Source organism: Deltaproteobacteria bacterium, assembly GCA_016875225.1.
GTDB lineage: Bacteria > Myxococcota_A > UBA9160 > SZUA-336 > SZUA-336 > VGRW01.
On record VGRW01000076.1, the window covers coordinates 1 to 16,475 of the forward strand.

Sequence of the window (16,475 nt, forward strand, 5' to 3'; positions counted from 1 at the left end):
GCCCGTCGAGATCGAGGCGAAGTACTATGCGGGACGAGAAGAAGCTCCGGTCATGGAGGCCGGACTCAACTAATCGAGTCTCCGGGGAACCCGGGGTGGTTCAGAGTGGATGGTGTAGCTCCCCGAGGGCGGCTCGGCGCGCGCCCAGAGCGGAGCGGCGACGAGGGCGACGACGAGTCCGGCGCGGACCAGAAGCCGAGGCACGGGGAGCCTCCTCTCAGTAGATCAGCTTCGAGATCGGAAACTCGACGATGCCGGTGGCGCCGGCGTCGGCGAGGTCGGGGATCAGGTCGCGCGCGATCGCCTCGTCGATGATCGTGTTCATCGCCACCATCTTTCCGTCGGCGAGCGGCGAGACCGTGGGCGACGAGAGCGCGGGCAGCAGCGCCAGGATCTTCGCCAGGCTGTCCTTCGGGCAGTTCAGCATCAGGCCGACCTTGCCCTGCGCGTTCATCGCGCCGGAGAGCATCAGCGCCAGGCGGTCCAGCTTGCGGCGCTTCCAGGGATCCTTGCAGGCCTCCTTGTTCGCGATCAGGCGCGGCGTGCTCTCGAGCAGCGTCTCGACGATGCGCAGCTTGTTGGCGCGCAGGCTCGATCCCGTCTCGGTCACGTCGACGATCGCATCGGCGAGAAGCGGCGGCTTGACCTCCGTGGCGCCCCAGGAAAACTCCACGGTCGCCTTCACGCCGTTCTTCTTCAGCCAGCTCTTCACCAGCTCGACCGCCTCGGTCGCGATGCGCTTTCCCGCCAGGTCCTTCGCGCTCTTGATCGGCGAGCTCTCGGGAACCGCGAGCACCCAGCGCGTCGGGCGGAAGCTCGTCTTCGAGTAGCGCAGATCGGCGAGCTCCCGCAGCTTCGAGCGGCTCTCCTGGATCCAATCGAAGCCGGTGATCCCGGCGTCGAGCACGCCTTCGCCGACGTAGCGGCCGATCTCCTGCGCGCGGATCAGCACGCACTCGATCTCCGGGTCGTCGATCGTCGGGTACAGCGACCGCTCCGGGAAGCTCATGCGATAACCGGCGCCCGCGAAGAGCGAGGCCGTCATGTCCTGCAGCGACCCCTTGGGGAATCCGAAGCGCAGAACCTGCGTGCCTTCCGCCGATCGCTTGACGCCGAGTGCCATGGGCCCGCGACTCTATCGGAGCGTGGTGGCGGCTGCCAGGCGAGCGAGTCGTGGCTCGAGCGAGCCGAACGCGGGTCCGGGCTCGTAGCTCGCTGTGCCCCGCTCCCGCTTCGGGCCGACGACCAGGATCCCGTCGCGCACCAGCCACTCGAGCGCGTTCCCCGCGGCGACGGCGCAATCGCCTTCGGGATGGCGCGCCTCGCCGACGAGCAGGGCCTCCCTCTGCGCCGCGCGCGCGCGCTCGAGCAGCGCGCCCCGCTCGCCGGTCCCCTTTGCATCGAGCACCACGCGCGCGACGGCCTGGTACGCCTCGATCAGCGGCTGGAGCTGGGCGCGCAGGAACGCCAGCCACGGCTCTCCCGCTGCGGTCGGCCGAAGCTCGGCCGCGGGCGTCTCGTCGACCCAGCCGCGCGCGATCAGGTGCGCGAGCACGCGCGCAAGCCGCTCTTGCCTCTCGTCGCCTTCGACCGCGAAGTACTCGTCGGCGAACAGGTCGAGCCAGCTCGACGCCACTCGGAACGCGGCATCGCGCGTGCGCGGCTCCGAGAGCGCGAGCGCGAGCGCAGCCGGCCAGACCAGCGCGTGGCCGAGCGTCGCGCGGTACAGGTCGAGCGCGCCGCGCATTCCGTCCGCGATCCGCACCAGATCGCCGCGCGGAGACTCCACGCGAACCACGCTGCCGGCCTGCTCGAGCGGATCTGTCGCCGCCTCGGCCCGGCCGCTCGCGATGCAGCGCTCGAGCGACTCCGAGAACGGCACGCCGAGCAGCTCGAGCAGCCGCGCGACTTCGACCACGCGCTCGCGCAGCTCCTCTTCGCGCAGGGCGCTTGCGGGCTGGCCCAGCAGCGCGGCCGCCGCGACGGCGGAGCGCTCGGCCGTGATCAACGCGTCGATCGAGCGCGAGATCTCCACGCCGAATCTCGACGTCACCGCGCGAAGGTCCGGGATCTGACCCGGTGACTGGCGGCGCGGCACCGAATCGCCGAGATGGCGCGCGAGCGAGATCGGCTCGCCGAAGCGAACCGTCACGCTGCCGTGTCGGCGGCGCAGCACGCTGCCCGCCCGCAGCAGCGCGAGCAGCGACTCGCGCTGCTTGCGCGCGCCGCCGCGCTCGCTCGCGATCGAGCTCTCCTCGACCAGCCGCTCGTAGGTGAAGCCGACCGGAACCAGGTACACGTCCTGGCGCGCGCCGCGCGCGTACGCCTCGAGCACCATTCGCAGCATGCCGAGCCGCGGGCGCAGCGTCTTGCCGGTGCGCGAGCGCGTGCCCTCGATGAAGAACTCCTGCGTGACCCCGGCCTTGATCAGGTGTTGGACGTAGCCGCGGAACACCGCGGTGTAGAGCGGATCGCCGTCGAAGCTGCGGCGCAGGAAGAACCCGCCGGCGCGGCGGAAGATCGGCCCGAGCGGCCAGAACGCCAGATTGATCCCGGCGGCGACCTGCGGCGGCACGAGGTGGTTCTGGTAGAAGAGCCAGGACAGGATCAGGTAGTCGAAGTGCGAGCGGTGGCTGGGCACGAGCACCAGCGGGTGGAACTTTGCGGCCTCGACCACGGGCTCGAGCCCGAGCACGTCGATGCGCGTGAAGAGCCGCTTGAACAGGCGCTCCACGAGCACCGCGAGCACCGCGAGCATGGTCGGGCTCGGCGACGCCGCGATCTCGGCCAGGTTCTTCCGCGCCCGGGTCTCGATCCGCGCGCGCGAGCGGCGCTTCTCGCGCGCCTGCTCGTCGATCACCCGCCGCACCTCTCCGTCGTCGAGCACCGCCTCCTGCACGCGCGCGAAGCTCGGCAGCGGCGCGCCGACGACGGGCTTCTCCTCGCGGCGCAGGAAGATCAAGAGCGACCGGCGCACCTGCTTCACCACACGCTCGCGGCCGGAGCCGCGATGGGTGTCGACGAAGCCGCGCAGATCGATCGGCTGCCCCACGCGGACCGCCAGGTTCCGGTAGTTCCAGAGGAACCCGACCACCTTTCCGAAGTCGTTCGGCCGCTCGTTGCCGCCGTAGAACAGGTTCAGGAACGGCCGCTCGGGCCGCGCGCCCTTGCGCCAGAAGAGCGCGAGCGGCACCAGCGACACGGGCACGGGGCTGTTGAACGCGGCGTCGACCACCTCGCGCAGATAGTCGAGCTCCGTTCGCCCTTCGCGCAGCGCGCCGCGCTTTCCGCGCACGCGCGTGCGGATCTTGTCGGTGCGCAGGAACAGGAACGCCGAGCCGCCCTCGCGCACGCACTGGCGGATCTGCACGATGCTGCGCTCGCGCATTCCGCTCGTGCCGCGCCGCAGGCGCTCGCTCACGCCCTTCGCGAGCAGGCGCAGCGCCTCGCCGAACGGCCGGTAGTAGAAGAACTTGATGCCGTTGGCGAACGACGACAGGCGGATCCCGCGCAGCAGGAACAGCCAGTTGAACAGGAAGTAGTCGAGCCGCGAGCTGTAGCGCATCACGTAGACGACCGCGCCGTGCCGGTCGAGGTCCGAGAGCCGCGCCGCGTCGCCGGGCTCGAAGTCGAAGTGCGCGAAGAAGCGTCGGCCGAAGAGCGTGGCGATGCGCCCGAAGCGGGGCGCCATCGACGTGTACGGGTTGCCGGACACGGCTGGCACCGGCGAAATCTGCGCCGCAGGGGCCGGATCCGGGACCGCACGGAGCTTCAGCTCGGCCACGCGGCCAAGGTAGTCGGCCGGCCGCGAATCCGCGACCTGCACGACTTGACCGCGGCGCGACGCCGCGGGAGAGTCGGCGCCGGTGAAGGCGCACGCGACGGCATGGCTCTTCTTGCTCGGCACCGCCGTCCTGGCGACGAGCGCAGCCGCCGAGACTCCGGAGAACAACTACATGCTTCGCTGCCAGGGCTGCCACCGCCCGGACGGGAGCGGCATCCCCGGGGCGGTGCCTCCGTTCCCCGGCGTGATCGCGGGTTTTCTCGCGACGCCCGCGGGTCGCGCCTTCATCGTGCGCGTGCCCGGCGTCGCAAACGCCCCGCTAAGCGACGCCGAGGTCGCGCAGCTTCTCGGCTGGATCGTGCGCCGCTTCGACGCAGCAAACGTCCCGGGCGACTTCGTGGACTACACCGCCCCGGAGGTCGCCGCGCTGCGCCGGCAGCCGCTGCTGCGGATTGCCGACGAGCGCGAGGCGATCCTCTCGGAGCTCGAACGCGGGCGCTGAGCTCCGCTCAGCCCATCATGTTGAACGGGACGTCGGGCAGGAAGACCTTGTCCTCGGCCGCCGCGATGTCCTGCGCGGTCACGCCCTTGGGGTTCTTCACGCCCTCGGACGCGACGATCTTCAGCTCGGCCACCTTCGTGCCGCCGGCGAACAGGAACTTGCCGGTCTTGTCCTTCGACAGGTCGCTCACCATGTAGAGCACCGCCGGCGAGACCTTGTCCGGGCCGAGCGCTTCCTTCACCTGGTCGCTGCCCATTCCGGGCAGGTCCTCGGTCAGGCGCGTGACGGCGACGGGCGCGAGCCCCCAGACGCGGATGCCGTACTTCTTGCCCTCGAGCGCGAGGCAGCGGGTGAAGCCCGCGATTCCGGCCTTCGCCGCGCCGTAGTTGCACTGGCCGAAGTTCCCGATCAAGCCCGACGTCGAGCTCGTGTTCACGATCACGCCGCCCTGCCCGCGCTCCTTCATGTGCGTGAAGACGGGGCGCGTCACGCAGTAGGTGCCCTTCAGATGCACCTGCACGACGATGTCCCAGGACGCCTCGTCGGTCTTGATCAGCGTCATGTCGCGCAGGATCCCGGCGTTGTTCACCAGGATGTCGACCTTGCCGAACGCGTCGATGGCGGTCTTGCAGATGTTCTCGCCGCCGGCGACGGTCGCGACGGAGTCGTAGTTCGCGACGGCCTGTCCGCCCGCGGCCTGGATCTCCTTCACGACCTGATCGGCCATCGAGCTCGAGCCGCCCTTGCCGTCGCGCGACCCGCCCAGGTCGTTCACGACGACGGCCGCGCCTTCCTTCGCGAGCAGGAGCGCGTGGCAGCGCCCGAGTCCGCCGCCCGCGCCAGTGATGATCGCGACCTTGCCGTCCAGTAGACCCATGATGTCTCTCCTCACTCGAGGACGACGAGCACGTCGCCCTCTTCCACGCTCTGACCTTCCTCGACGAGGATCTTCGCCACGCGGCCATCCGCGGGTGCCTCGACGGGCAACTCCATTTTCATCGACTCGAGAATCACGAGCACGTCGGCCTCGTGAACCGTCGTCCCGATCGAGACCTCGATCTTGAAGACGGTGCCCGTGATGTGCGCCTCGACGTTCGTGCCCAAGTCGCGCCGTACTCTGGCACAGCCCCGGAAAGGAATTCAAACGGGGGCCGGAGGCCTCCTGTCTTTGCTAGCCTGCCGCGCGATGCTGGAGACGCTCAGCCAAGGCTTCAAGAACGCGCGCAATCGATTCCGTGGCGTGGCGGAGCTCAGCGACGAGAACATCGCGGGGGCGCTCGCGGAGGTCCGAACGTCGCTGCTCGAGGCCGACGTCGACCTCGGCATCGTGCGCGAATTCCTGGCTAAGGTGAGCGAGCGCTGCAAGGGCGAGATCGTCCGGCTCGAGGCGGGCCGGAAGAGCGGCCAGAAGCTGCGCGTGACGCCCGGCGACCACTTCACCAAGGCCTGCTACGAGGAGCTGGTCGCGCTGATGGGCGCCGGAGCTCCGTTCGAGCCTGCGAAGGGTCGCACGCGCGTGCTGATGATGCTCGGCCTGCAGGGCACCGGCAAGACGAGCACCTGCGCGAAGCTCGCGCGCAATCTCAAGAAGCAGGGCGAGAAGCCGCTGCTGGTCGCCGCCGACGTGCGCCGGCCCGCGGCGCGCGAGCAGCTTCGCGTACTCGGCGAGAAGGTGGGCGTCGAGGTGTTCACGCGCGAGGGCGACGACGCCCCGGCGATCTGCGCCGAAGCCGTCGCGTACGCGCGAGCGAACCGCTTCGACACGGTGATCCTCGACACCGCCGGACGCCTGCAGATCGACGACGAGCTGATGGTCGAGCTGGAGCAGATCTCCGCACGCACCCGGCCCGAGCACACGACACTGGTCTGTGACGCGATGATGGGCCGCGAAGGGGTGAACGTGGCTCGCGGCTTCGCAGCGCGCATCCCGCTCGACGGGCTGATCCTGACCAAGCTGGACGGAGACTCGCGCGGCGGCGCGGCGCTGGCGATCCGGGCCGCGACGGGCGTGCCGGTCCGCTTCGTCACCGTCGGCGAGGCGATCGACAAGCTGGAGGCGTTCCGGCCCGAGGGCCTGGCGCAGCGCATCCTCGGCATGGGCGACGTGGTCGGCCTGATGCAGGACTTCGAGGAGGTCGTCGACGTCGAGGTCGCCGAGAAGGACGCCGAGCGCATGCTGCGCGGGCAGTTCACGCTCGAGGATTTCCTGACCCAGCTGCGCACGCTGCAGAAGATGGGGTCGCTCGGCGACCTGCTCGCGAAGATCCCCGGGATGAGCGAGATGATGCCCGAGGGCGCGAGCGTCGATCCCAAGGAGCTGCGGCGGATCGAGGCGATGATCACCTCGATGACGCCCGCCGAGCGCAAGCGGCCCGAGCTTCTGAACTCGTCGCGCCAGAACCGCGTGGCGCGCGGGTCGGGCACGAAGGTCACCGATCTGGTCGGCCTGCTGCAGCGCTTCGCCCAGATGCGCCAGATGATGAGCCAGCTCGGCGGCGGCGGAATCGGCGGCGGGCTGCTCTCGAAGATCCCGGGCGTCGGGCGGATGTTCGGCGGCGGCGGCGGCGGCGCGGGGCAGCTTCCGGCAGGCTTCGATCCATCGGCGCTCGCCGGCCTGCCGGGAATGGGCGGGATGCTCGGCAACCGGAAGGCGCAGCGCGCGCAGAAGGCGATGGCGCAGCGCGAGAAGCGCAAGGCCCAGAAGGCGCACAAGAAGCGCGGGAAGAAGCGTTAGCCGGCGCTCTCGCGGGCGCGGCTAGATCGCGCGCTGCGCTCGAAGCTCCGCGATCTCGGACTTCGAATAGCCGAGCTCGGCCAGAACGGCCTCCGTGTGCTCGCCGAGCAGCGGCGCGCGAGCGCGGATTCCAACGCTGCTCGCGGAGAAGCGCACCGGCGTGTCGGAGATCGGCGCGGGGACGGCGAGGCCCGGGAAGTCCACGTCGCGCAGGATCCGAGCCTGGTTCACGTGCGGGTCGTCGACCGCGGCTTGCGGCGAGTAGACGGGGCCGGCGGGGATGTTCGCGGCGTCGAGCTCCGCGAGCGCCTCGCGCGTGGTGCGCTCCGCGCACCAGCGCGCCATGCGCTCGGACAGGATCGCGCCGTTCTCGCCGCGGGATGCGTCGCTTGCGAAGCGCGGATCCGAGCGGAGCTCCGGCTCTCCGACCAGGCCGCACCAGCGCTCGAACAGCGGCTGTCCGATCACCTGCGCGAGGATCCAGCCGTCCCGGGTGCGGAACGCGTCGCTGGGCCCGGCGATCTGGCTGCGGTTCCCGGTCGCGACGCGGTCGAGCTTGCGAACCCGCTGCTCGACGAGCGGCGCGTTCGAGACCGTGAGCGCGGTCTGCAGCAGTGACGCTTCCACGTGTTGGCCGCGCCCGGTGGCCTTGCGCGCGTACAGCGCCGCGACGGTCGCGAGCGCGGCATTGGCCGCGGTGCCGAAGTCGACCCAGGGCACGTAGGCTTTCGTCGGCTCGCCCGGAGCTCCGGAGAGGTACATCGACCCCGACATCGCCTGGCCGATGCCGTCGAAGCCGAGCTTTCGCGAGTACGGCCCGCCGCTGCCGAACGCCGAGATCGTGGTGAGCACGAGCGTCGGCCGCTGCGCGCCCAGCGTCGGCCAGTCGAGCCCCATCGCGGCGAGCGTCTGCGGCGGCAGGTTCGCGACGACGACGTCCGCCGTCGCGACGAGTCGGCGCACGACCTCGCGCCCGGCGGGGTGCATCGGATCGAGCGTGATGCCCTTCTCGTTCCGGTTCGCCTGCAGGTAGAGCGCGCCCTCGCCGCCGTCCGCCACCGGTCCGACGAAGCGATCCTCGCTGCCCCCGCGCTTGTCGACGCGGATCACCTCCGCGCCCAGGTCGCCGAGCAGCGCGGCGCACCAGGGGCCGGCAATGTAGCGGCCAAAGTCCAGCACGCGGATTCCGTCGAGCACGCCCGCCAAGGCGGTCCCCGCTCAGATCCGCGCGAGCGGCGCCGCGAGCCCCGCGACGTCGCTGCGCATGCGGAAGATCGAGCCGTTTCGCGACGGGTCCTCCGTGTTGTCGGCGCTGACCACGTACAGGTCGCGCAGATCCGGACCGCCGAAACACAGACTGGTGACGGCCTTCGCGGGCACCTCGATGCGCCGATCGGGGGAGCCGTCGGGCGCGAAGCGGGCGATCGCCCCCTCGCGGTAGAGCGCCACCCACACGCAGCCCTCGGAGTCGACCGCGAGCCCGTCGGGGCTGCCTGCGACGAGAATCGGCGCGAGCGGCTTCGCGCGCCCGGCGGCGTCGAGCTCGTGCACGTGCACGCGCGCGATCGCGGTGTCGCTGTGGTAGATGCGCCGGCCGTCGGGCGAGAAGCCGATTCCGTTCGAGAGCGAGACGCCGCCGTAGAGCGGCGTCGCCCGGCCCTCGGCTTCGATCCGGAAGCACTCGCCGAGCTTGCGCTCGCGCTCGTCGCCAAACGGGTTCGAGAGCATCGAGCCGGTGTAGACGCGCCCCTGCGCGTCGGTGAACAGGTCGTTCCAGCCGGGAACGTCGTCGCGCGCGAAGAGGACTCGCGTCGCTCCGTCGCGGACGTGGCAGACGTTCCGGCCCGAGATCACGATCCCGCCGTCCGCGTGGATCGCGATCCCGCCGACGCCTCGCCGACGCGGCACGACCGTCTCGATCGCGCCGCTCGGCGAGCGCCGGAACACGCCACCATTCGTCACGTCGCTGAAGTACAGATTCCCGGCCGGGTCCACGCGCGGCCCCTCGATCAGCCCGAAGCCGAACGCCAGCGTCTCGATCTTCATTGGCGAATCATACGCGCGCCCTGCGGCTCAAGGCGACGCTTCCCGCTTGCGGCCGTACACGTGTACGCGGTACTGCGTCCAGATGCCGAGCACAGAGAACGTCTCGAGGTCCGCGTAGTAGAGCTCGCCGAGCCCCTCCTGCTTCGCGAGCGCGCCGATCGAGTTCACGTCCCAGATCACGCGCAGGTAGCTGTTGTAGCGCAGCTCCTTCACGTCCCCCTTCGCGACGAAGCCATCCGCGACGGGCGTGCGGTCGAAGTTCGTCGTGAGCGGCCGCGTGACGTGCGTGTAGACCGCGCCGCGCAGGCAGCCGCAGAGAAGTAGCGCCGCTGCGACGACCGCGGTCCGAACCACCTAGTCCCCGTAGACGATCGTCGTCTCGCGCGCGTACACGCCGAACAGGATCGTGAGGATCTGCCGGTCTGCGTGCGTGATGGTGGTGATCCCGCCCTGCCGCGCCGCGGCCTGGGTTCCGGAGTCGCCCCAGAAGACCAGCCAGAGGATGCTCTGCGCCGAGGACTCGCCGACCTTCGCGCCGAGCTCGGTGCGATCGAGGTCGGTGTCGAGCGGGATCTTCACGTTCACGAAGCAGCCGGTGAGAAGCGGAAGCGAGAGCAGCGCGGGTCGGAGCAGCTTCATGGTTCTCTCGTAGTTAGCGCGCATCTTCGCCCGGAATCAAGCGGAAGGCGGCCTGCGGCGCGTGGAAGCCGGCGATCTCGAGCTCGCCGACGGGCTCGAAGCCGAAGCGCTCGCGCAGCTCCGCGCGGACGGTCGCGGTGGTGAGGATCTCGCCGCCCTTCGCGGCGTCCGAGAGGCGCGCGGCCAGGTTCGTGACGTTCCCGATCACGCCGTAGTCGCGCCGGCCCTCGTAGCCGATGAACCCGCAGGTCGCGTAGCCGGAATGGATGCCGATGCCCGCGTCGATCCGGTAGCCGCGGTGCGCCCAGCCGCTGCGCAGCTGCGCGATGTCGGCGCGCATCGCCAGCGCCATTCGCGCGGCGCGCTCGACGTGGTCGGCCTGCTCGACCGGGTCGTTGAAGAAGACCATGAAGCCGTCGCCGGCGAAGCGCTCGAGCGTGCCGGCGAACTCGGTCACGCGCCGGCCCATCGCGTTGTGATACTCGCCCAGCGTCGCCATCACCTCCTCCGGCTCGACGCTCTCCGAGAAGGCGGTGAAGCCGCGCAGGTCGGCGAAGCAGACCGTGACGAGCTTGCGCTGCGAGCGCAGCTCCGCCGCGCCGCCGCGCGCCATGACCTGCTCGATGATCTGCGGCGGGAAGAATCGCTTGAGCTCCGCGAACTCGAGCTCGCGCGAGCGCAGCCGTTCGGTCGCCTCGATCCGGATCAGCGCCTGCACGGCCTGCTGCACGATCGTCTGCAGCACGTCGAGCTCGAGCCGCTCCCAGACGTCGCCTCGCTCGCGGGATCCGACCGCGAGGCCTCCGATCACCCGACCATCGCGGAGGATCGGCAGCAGCAGGTCGGCGCCCAGGCGCTGGAAACAGGCGTAGCACTCGCGCGTGATGTTCACGTACTGCGGCTCGACGGAGATCTGCTCGCGGAAGATCTCCTTGCGCGTGGTGATCATCAGCTCGATCAGCGGCTCGCGCGCGAGCGCCGGCGCGTCGCCGGAGGGCTGGCTCGCGCCGCGCAGGTGCTCGTGCGGCCCGGCCACGCCCGCGAACAGGAACGCCGAGCTCGCGCGGACGTCGGCCAGTCGTGCGGGCGCCTGGCACAGGACGTCGAGCACCGCGGCGACGTCCGTCGCCTCCGCGAGGCCCTCGCCGATCCCGCGCAGCGTCAGCGGCATCCTCACGCGCTTGGGATAGAGCCAGGCGTTCAGCACCGACTCGAAACGCGGCCAGACGTAGAGCAGCGGAAGCAGCATTCCCGCCATCAGGTACGGGGACAGCCCGACCAGCGCCACGGCGAGAACCGTGAGCGCTCCGACCGCGGCTCCGTACACCACGGCGCGTCGCGCCGCGACGCGCGCGTTCATCAGCTCGTGGCGAAGCGTCGTGCGCGCCAGCGCGAGCAGCAGGATCGAGAGCGTCCAGTACGCGACTCGGATGTCGAGCACGTGGATGCCGAGGCTCGCCTGGACGAAGCGCACGCCCACCGGAAGCGACATGCCGAAGAGCGCGCCGGCGAGCAGGATCCGCGCTCGCTGGGCGACGAGCGGATCCCGCGCGCGCAGGGCGAGCAAGCCGCAGCGACCGACGAAGAAGAGCGTGACCGCGAGCAGCAGGCTCGTGTCGACGATGCCGATGTAGCGAAGCCACCCCGCGTAGTCGGTGGCCCAAGCGGTGATCTGGGCCGCCGCGTGCAGCACGCCGAGCGCGTAGATGACCGAGAGCACGCGCCGTCGTCCCCGCAGCAGCCACGGGTGCGCGACGGGAAACGCGAGCCCCGCGTGGATCGGCACGGCCGCCAGCAGGCCGAGCGTGGAGCGGAAGTAGATCACGTACACCGGCTTCGCCGGCCCGACGCCAGAGAGCAACATGGTGAGAAATCCCGCAGCGACCGAGCAGAGCGAGAGCAGCGCCCAGCTCTCGACCGCCCAGGGACGCAGCGCGAAGGTCACGGCGCCGACCAGGAAGAAGAGCGCGCCGAGCGCCACCGCGCCGCCCTCGGCGTAGACGACGTCGCCCCAGTGCAGGTCGCGCACCGGGATCGAGATCTCGCTCACCGCGCGGCCCGGCTTCTCGACCACGAGCTCGTTGGTCCTGCCCGCCTCGCGCACCAGGCGCGGCCAGACCTGTGCACGAACCGACTGACCCGCCACGTCGAATCCGTTCACGCGGAGCATTCGCGCGCCGCCGCGCAGACCGGAATCGGCGGCGTCGCGGCGAGAGGGCGAGAGCGAGAGCCCGTCCATCGTGAATCCGACGTCCGGCCGGCCCACGCGCTCGAGCGCGCTCGCGCTGACCAGCACGACTCCGAGCACGTAGACGCTGACCAGCGCCAGGTAGAGGAGCTTCTGATGAGCGGATCCGTCGCGCCAGCGCATCGTCACGGCCATCATAGCCTCGGCTTTCGATTTCCCGTCACGCGTCGCTGGCGTTCCAAGGGCGTTCGCGCCGACACGGCGCGGATCTGCAGACCGGAAGGCCCCGCAAGCCGGGCGTCGAGCTCAGGGCGCCGAGGCTGCGGCGTCCCGAGGCGGTGCGATGAACGTGCCCGTGAGCGTCGTTCGCGTCGCCGCGTAGGTCTCTCCGGGCGCGGGCTCGCTCTCGATCGAGAGCGAGATCGTGCCGTCGTTGCCGAGCGTGCCCTTCGTGGTCGACACGATTCGCGTCCCCACGTAGCGCGGCACGAAGGCAAAGCCCGGATCGACGTTCGGCGCTCCGGCGATCACCACTTGGGTGCGCGCGGTCCCGGAGAGCTCGCGACCCGCGACGGTGCCCTCGCCCTCGCCGATCACGTCCGCCAGCGTCGGTCCACCGCCGCTCGGAAGCATCGTCTCGAGATCGAAGGTCGAGCGGTACTTCCCGCCCTCCTCGATCATGATGATCGTGCCGGAGATCTGCCGCATCCGGCCCGAATCCTTCTCGACGGTGATGCCCTCCACGTGCCAGCTCCCGGAGAGCACGGGCGCGGCCGCCGCGACGTCCGGCGTGGAGTCCGTGCCGACCTCGGAGCGCTGACAGGCGCTGATCAGAGCCAGGCTCGAACCCAACAAGAAACCAGTCGTGCGAAGCATGGCTTCCTCCCGGTGGGTATGCGGAGACCCTACACCCGGAAGTTTCGAGCTGGAATCGATTTCTCGCCGCCGTGTCCGGGCTCAGAGATCCTGGAGGCACGGCTGGCACAGGAAGAGCGGGCCGGGTCGGGTTCCGCCCACCGCGAGGTACGCGTCGTCGCCGCGGCGCATCTGGCGGCCGCAGCCCGCGCACTCCTGCGCGGTGTTCATCACCAGCGGCTGCCACGCTGCGACGTCCGGGAATTCGCGCTCGGCCGACCTCGACGCGGCCGCTCTCGGCGCGGGCGCTCGCGCCTCGTCGCGATCGACCTCGACCCGGCGTGCCCTCGCCTCGGCCGTTCGCTCGCGAAAGCGCCCTTCCCAGCGCCGGCCCAGATGCTGCGCCTCTTCGACCACGTCCTCGACGAAGTCCCCGACGTTCTCGGTCACGGCCTCCACCACGTCGAAGACGTCCTCGAGCACGTTGCGGACCAGATTCGAGACCGGCACCCGCAGACGGCGGGCCGCGTCCTGGAGTGCCTCGTCCAGATCTTCCGAGATGCGCGTGTGCAAGACCCTCTCCTTCCTCTGGCGGCGTCGCCGCTCGCGGTCATCGGATTCAGCCATGTGCGCCACTGTATCACGATGTATTACAAGCTCCAGAGAAATTTTCGTCCGTGAGAAGATTTCTCCATGCGCGCAGCGGTGATGAGGGGCGAGAGGCTGGTCGTCGACACGGTTCCGGAGCCGGAGCCCGCCGCGGGCGAGGTGCTGGTGCGGACCCTGGCCTGCGGGATCTGCGGCTCCGACCTGCACGCGCTGAAGCACGCGAAGCTGATGGTCGCCAACTCGATCGAGGCGGGATCGCCCTTCGTGATGGATCTCGAGCGCGACATCGTGATGGGCCACGAGTTCTGCGCCGAGGTGCTCGACTACGGGCCGGACACGCAGAAGCGGCTGGCGCCCGGGACCCGCGTCGTCTCGATGCCGATCCTGGTCCGCGGCATGAGCGCGGCCACCGTCGGCTACTCCAATGATTTCCCGGGCGGCTACGGCGAGCGCATGATCCTGAACGACGCGCTGCTCCTGCCGGTGCCCAACGGGCTGCCGACGGAGCACGCGGCGCTGACCGAGCCGATGGCGGTCGGCCTGCACGCGGTGATGAAGGCGCAGCTCGCGAAGAGCGACGCCCCGCTCGTGGTCGGCTGCGGGCCGGTCGGGCTCGCCGTGATCGGCGCTCTGAAACTGCGTGGTGTAGGGCCGATCGTCGCCGCGGACTTCTCGCCGATGCGGCGCGCGTTGGCCGAGAAGCTCGGCGCGGACCACCTGATCGACCCGCGCGAGGGCTCCGGCTACGCCGAGCTCGCGCGCGTGGCTCCGGGACGCACGGCGGTGATCTTCGAGTGCGTCGGCGTGCCGGGGATGCTGCACGAGATCACGAAGTCCGCCCCCGTGGGCGCGCGCGTCGTGGTCGTCGGGGTCTGCATGCAGGAGGACCGGATCAAGCCGATGCTCGCGATCTCGAAGGAGCTGCAGCTGCAGTTCGTGCTCGGCTACCTGCCGAGCGAGTTCGCCGAGACGCTCGGCGCGATCGCGGAGGGAAAGCTCGACGTCGCGCCGCTGATCACCGGCCGCGTCGGCCTCGGAGGCGTCGCCGGGGCGTTCGAAGACCTGGCCACGCCCGACGCGCACGCGAAGATCCTGGTCGAGCCGGCGCGCGCTTGAGCGCCGCGATCGATGCGGCGCGCCGCAGGCCGAACCTGCGCCGCCTGCTTCTGCTTCTGCTCGGGCGCTCGCGCTGCTGGTCGCCGCCGACCGAGCTCTCGTGCTCTGGCCGGCCCACTGGGCGTGGGTGGCGCGCGACCTTCCGCCGCGCGTCTACGATCCGTACCGCGTCGAGGCGCAGCTTCGCGCGACGCCTCCGGGCCGGCAGAACGTGCCGGTGCTCGGCAACAGCATCGCCGAGCGCGGGATCGACGAGGCGCTGCTCGCCGAGCGCTTCGCGCCCGAAGGTCTGCGCTTTCCGAAGCTGACGCTCGCCGGATCGGCCGCGCTGACCTTCGGCTTTCTCGCGAACGCGGTCGCGGATCTCGAGCCGCGCGCCGCGATCTTCATTCCCTCCGGGCCAGCGTTGAGCTCGAACCTGGAGCTCGACCGCGTCCACGCCTACGACGTGCGGGCCGCGGGCGAGCTCTTCAGCCCCGCCGAGATCCTCGACTCGGCCGGCTTCCATGCCGGCGGACTCGCCGGCGAGCTGCACGTGTTTGCGCGCCACCGGCGGGCGCTGCTGCGCGCGGCGCTCGTGCGGCTGGATCTGCGCCCGTGGAAGCGGGACCCGACCGAGGCGGAGCTCACGCAGGCGCGCGAGCGCGGTCCGGGCGACGAGGCCTGGCGGGCGTGGCTCCGCGACCCGATTCCGGACCACTATCCGAACGCCAACACGCGCGCGCTGGTCCGGCTCGGCCGGGTGCTGCGCGAGCGCGGCTCGCGCCTGATCGTGCTCGACGCACCGTTGCATCCCGCCGCGCTCCTCGCGGACTCGGAGGGCCGCATCGACGCATACCGGAAGCAGCTGCGCTCGATCGCCGCGGCGGAGGGCCTCGAGCTCCTCGCCCCCGAGCAGCTCGTCGAGCTCGCGCCGCAGGATTTCGCGGATTGGGTCCACCTGGCTCCGGCGGGGAGCGAACGGCTAAGCGCCGCGCTGGCCGACGCTCTCGAAACGCGCGTCGCCGCACGTCGGTAGGCCGGCGCCGTGCGCTTCAACAGCTACGAGTTCATCGTCTTCTTCGCGCTGGTGCTGGCGCTCGCCTCGCTCGCGCGCGGTCGCGCCCGACACGCGCTGCTGCTCGGCGCGAGCTACGCCTTCTACGCCTCGTGGAGCGCGCCGTTCGTCCTGCTGCTCGTCTACTCCACGTTTCTCGACTTCGTCTGCGGCAAGCGCATCGCGCACGCGAGCACGCGCGCCGCGCGGCTCGGCTGGCTCTGGACGAGCCTGCTCGGGAACCTCGGCGTCCTGTTCTACTTCAAGTACGGGAACTTCTTCCTCGACAACGTCGCGTTCGTCTCCGGCATCGATCCCGAGCCGTTCTACCTGAACGTGGTGATCCCGCTCGGCATCTCCTTCTACACCTTCCAGTCGATGTCCTACTCGCTCGACATGTACCGCGGCGACGGCGAGCCGTGCGAGAGCTTCCTCGACTTCGCGCTCTACGTGACGTTCTTCCCGCAGCTGATCGCCGGGCCGATCCTGCGCGCCGCGGAGTTCCTGCCGCAGCTATCGCGAACCGAGCCGGTGAGCGAGCGCGAGGTGCTCGCCGGCGTCGAGCTCTTCCTGCTCGGCCTGTTCAAGAAGGTCGTCGTCGCCGACAACCTGGCCGTGCTCGCCGACCAGGTGTTCGCGAGCCCGCTGGAATACTCCGGCGCCGCGGTCTCGCTTGCGACCACCGCGTTCTGGCTGCAGATCTACTGCGACTTCTCGGGCTACTCGACGATGGCTCAGGGTCTCGCCTTGCTGCTCGGCTTCTCCCTGCCGCGCAACTTCGACTACCCGCAGCTGCGCCACAACCCGATCCTGTACCGCCGCTCCTGGCACATCACGATGGGGAACTGGTTCACCGATTACGTCTACAAGCCGCTCGGAGGCTCGCGCGTCGGCGACGCCCGCTTCGCGTTCAACATCATGGTCACCTGGACGCTGCTCGGCCTCTGGCACGGCGCGTCCTGGGCG

16 protein-coding genes are annotated in these 16,475 nt (G+C 70.4%); 5 read left to right on the forward strand and 11 right to left on the reverse strand.

Annotated features, from left to right (window positions below):
• Nucleotides 1-217 precede the first annotated feature (217 nt).
• Together FJ108_14885 and FJ108_14890 are read right to left on the reverse strand one after the other, a co-directional pair.
• Nucleotides 218-1,123 carry an ATP phosphoribosyltransferase gene (locus FJ108_14885; protein ID MBM4337166.1) on the reverse strand — a complete coding sequence of 302 codons (906 nt, stop codon included), beginning with the start codon at nt 1,121-1,123 and terminating at the stop codon, nt 218-220.
• 12 nt (nt 1,124-1,135) lie between these two features.
• Nucleotides 1,136-3,724, reverse strand: coding sequence for a hypothetical protein (locus FJ108_14890; protein MBM4337167.1), 2,589 nt, complete (start codon nt 3,722-3,724; stop codon nt 1,136-1,138).
• Nucleotides 3,725-3,866: 142 nt separating this feature from the next.
• Here FJ108_14890 and FJ108_14895 point away from each other — a divergent pair, with 142 nt between their 5' ends.
• Nucleotides 3,867-4,286, forward strand: a complete 420-nt coding sequence (locus FJ108_14895) for a cytochrome c (protein ID MBM4337168.1) — start codon at nt 3,867-3,869, stop codon at nt 4,284-4,286.
• 7 nt (nt 4,287-4,293) lie between these two features.
• Here FJ108_14895 and FJ108_14900 read toward each other — a convergent pair whose 3' ends face one another.
• Nucleotides 4,294-5,163: an SDR family NAD(P)-dependent oxidoreductase gene (locus FJ108_14900; GenBank protein MBM4337169.1), complete on the reverse strand. Its 870-nt coding sequence runs from the start codon at nt 5,161-5,163 to the stop codon at nt 4,294-4,296.
• An 11-nt stretch (nt 5,164-5,174) separates the two neighbouring features.
• The gene (locus tag FJ108_14905) at nt 5,175-5,390 is read right to left on the reverse strand and encodes a biotin/lipoyl-binding protein (GenBank protein MBM4337170.1); all 216 of its coding nucleotides are present in this window, start codon (nt 5,388-5,390) and stop codon (nt 5,175-5,177) included.
• An 82-nt stretch (nt 5,391-5,472) separates the two neighbouring features.
• Between FJ108_14905 and FJ108_14910 the strand changes: the two genes are divergently transcribed.
• A complete protein-coding gene (locus tag FJ108_14910) occupies nt 5,473-7,020 on the forward strand; it encodes a signal recognition particle protein (protein ID MBM4337171.1) in 1,548 nt (515 codons plus the stop codon).
• Between the two features lie 21 nt (nt 7,021-7,041).
• Here the strand turns inward: FJ108_14910 and FJ108_14915 are convergent, their stop codons facing one another.
• From FJ108_14915 to FJ108_14945, 7 genes are all read right to left on the reverse strand, one after another.
• Nucleotides 7,042-8,226, reverse strand: coding sequence for a CoA transferase (locus FJ108_14915; GenBank protein ID MBM4337172.1), 1,185 nt, complete (start codon nt 8,224-8,226; stop codon nt 7,042-7,044).
• 12 nt (nt 8,227-8,238) lie between these two features.
• The gene (locus FJ108_14920; protein MBM4337173.1) at nt 8,239-9,066 is read right to left on the reverse strand and encodes an SMP-30/gluconolactonase/LRE family protein; all 828 of its coding nucleotides are present in this window, start codon (nt 9,064-9,066) and stop codon (nt 8,239-8,241) included.
• Between the two features lie 27 nt (nt 9,067-9,093).
• Nucleotides 9,094-9,420 carry a hypothetical protein gene (locus FJ108_14925; protein ID MBM4337174.1) on the reverse strand — a complete coding sequence of 109 codons (327 nt, stop codon included), beginning with the start codon at nt 9,418-9,420 and terminating at the stop codon, nt 9,094-9,096.
• Nucleotides 9,421-9,729, reverse strand: a complete 309-nt coding sequence (locus tag FJ108_14930) for a hypothetical protein (GenBank protein MBM4337175.1) — start codon at nt 9,727-9,729, stop codon at nt 9,421-9,423.
• Nucleotides 9,719-12,091, reverse strand: coding sequence for a hypothetical protein (locus FJ108_14935; protein ID MBM4337176.1), 2,373 nt, complete (start codon nt 12,089-12,091; stop codon nt 9,719-9,721). Before FJ108_14935 ends, FJ108_14930 begins: the two co-directional genes overlap by 11 nt.
• 108 nt (nt 12,092-12,199) lie before the next feature.
• Nucleotides 12,200-12,769, reverse strand: coding sequence for a hypothetical protein (locus FJ108_14940; protein ID MBM4337177.1), 570 nt, complete (start codon nt 12,767-12,769; stop codon nt 12,200-12,202).
• Nucleotides 12,770-12,850: 81 nt separating this feature from the next.
• The gene (locus tag FJ108_14945; protein ID MBM4337178.1) at nt 12,851-13,321 is read right to left on the reverse strand and encodes a ribbon-helix-helix domain-containing protein; all 471 of its coding nucleotides are present in this window, start codon (nt 13,319-13,321) and stop codon (nt 12,851-12,853) included.
• Nucleotides 13,322-13,441: 120 nt separating this feature from the next.
• Here FJ108_14945 and FJ108_14950 point away from each other — a divergent pair, with 120 nt between their 5' ends.
• The 3 genes from FJ108_14950 to FJ108_14960 all read left to right on the forward strand — a co-directional run.
• Nucleotides 13,442-14,473 (forward strand): zinc-binding dehydrogenase, encoded by a 1,032-nt coding sequence (locus FJ108_14950; GenBank protein ID MBM4337179.1) that lies wholly within the window; start codon nt 13,442-13,444, stop codon nt 14,471-14,473.
• Nucleotides 14,474-14,573: 100 nt separating this feature from the next.
• The gene (locus FJ108_14955; GenBank protein MBM4337180.1) at nt 14,574-15,491 is read left to right on the forward strand and encodes a hypothetical protein; all 918 of its coding nucleotides are present in this window, start codon (nt 14,574-14,576) and stop codon (nt 15,489-15,491) included.
• Nucleotides 15,492-15,500: 9 nt separating this feature from the next.
• On the forward strand, nt 15,501-16,475 hold a 975-nt coding region (locus tag FJ108_14960; protein MBM4337181.1), incomplete at its 3' end, for an MBOAT family protein.

Bases quoted from the DNA above. Each gene is read 5' to 3' on its own strand.
- FJ108_14885 (MBM4337166.1), bottom strand. From the start codon at position 1,123: ATGGCACTCGGCGTCAAGCGATCGGCGGAAGGCACGCAGGTTCTGCGC.
- FJ108_14900 (MBM4337169.1), bottom strand. From the start codon at position 5,163: ATGGGTCTACTGGACGGCAAGGTCGCGATCATCACTGGCGCGGGCGGC.
- FJ108_14910 (MBM4337171.1), top strand. From the start codon at position 5,473: ATGCTGGAGACGCTCAGCCAAGGCTTCAAGAACGCGCGCAATCGATTC.
- FJ108_14920 (MBM4337173.1), bottom strand. From the start codon at position 9,066: ATGAAGATCGAGACGCTGGCGTTCGGCTTCGGGCTGATCGAGGGGCCG.
- FJ108_14930 (MBM4337175.1), bottom strand. From the start codon at position 9,729: ATGCGCGCTAACTACGAGAGAACCATGAAGCTGCTCCGACCCGCGCTG.
- FJ108_14935 (MBM4337176.1), bottom strand. From the start codon at position 12,091: ATGATGGCCGTGACGATGCGCTGGCGCGACGGATCCGCTCATCAGAAG.
- FJ108_14940 (MBM4337177.1), bottom strand. From the start codon at position 12,769: ATGCTTCGCACGACTGGTTTCTTGTTGGGTTCGAGCCTGGCTCTGATC.
- FJ108_14950 (MBM4337179.1), top strand. From the start codon at position 13,442: ATGCGCGCAGCGGTGATGAGGGGCGAGAGGCTGGTCGTCGACACGGTT.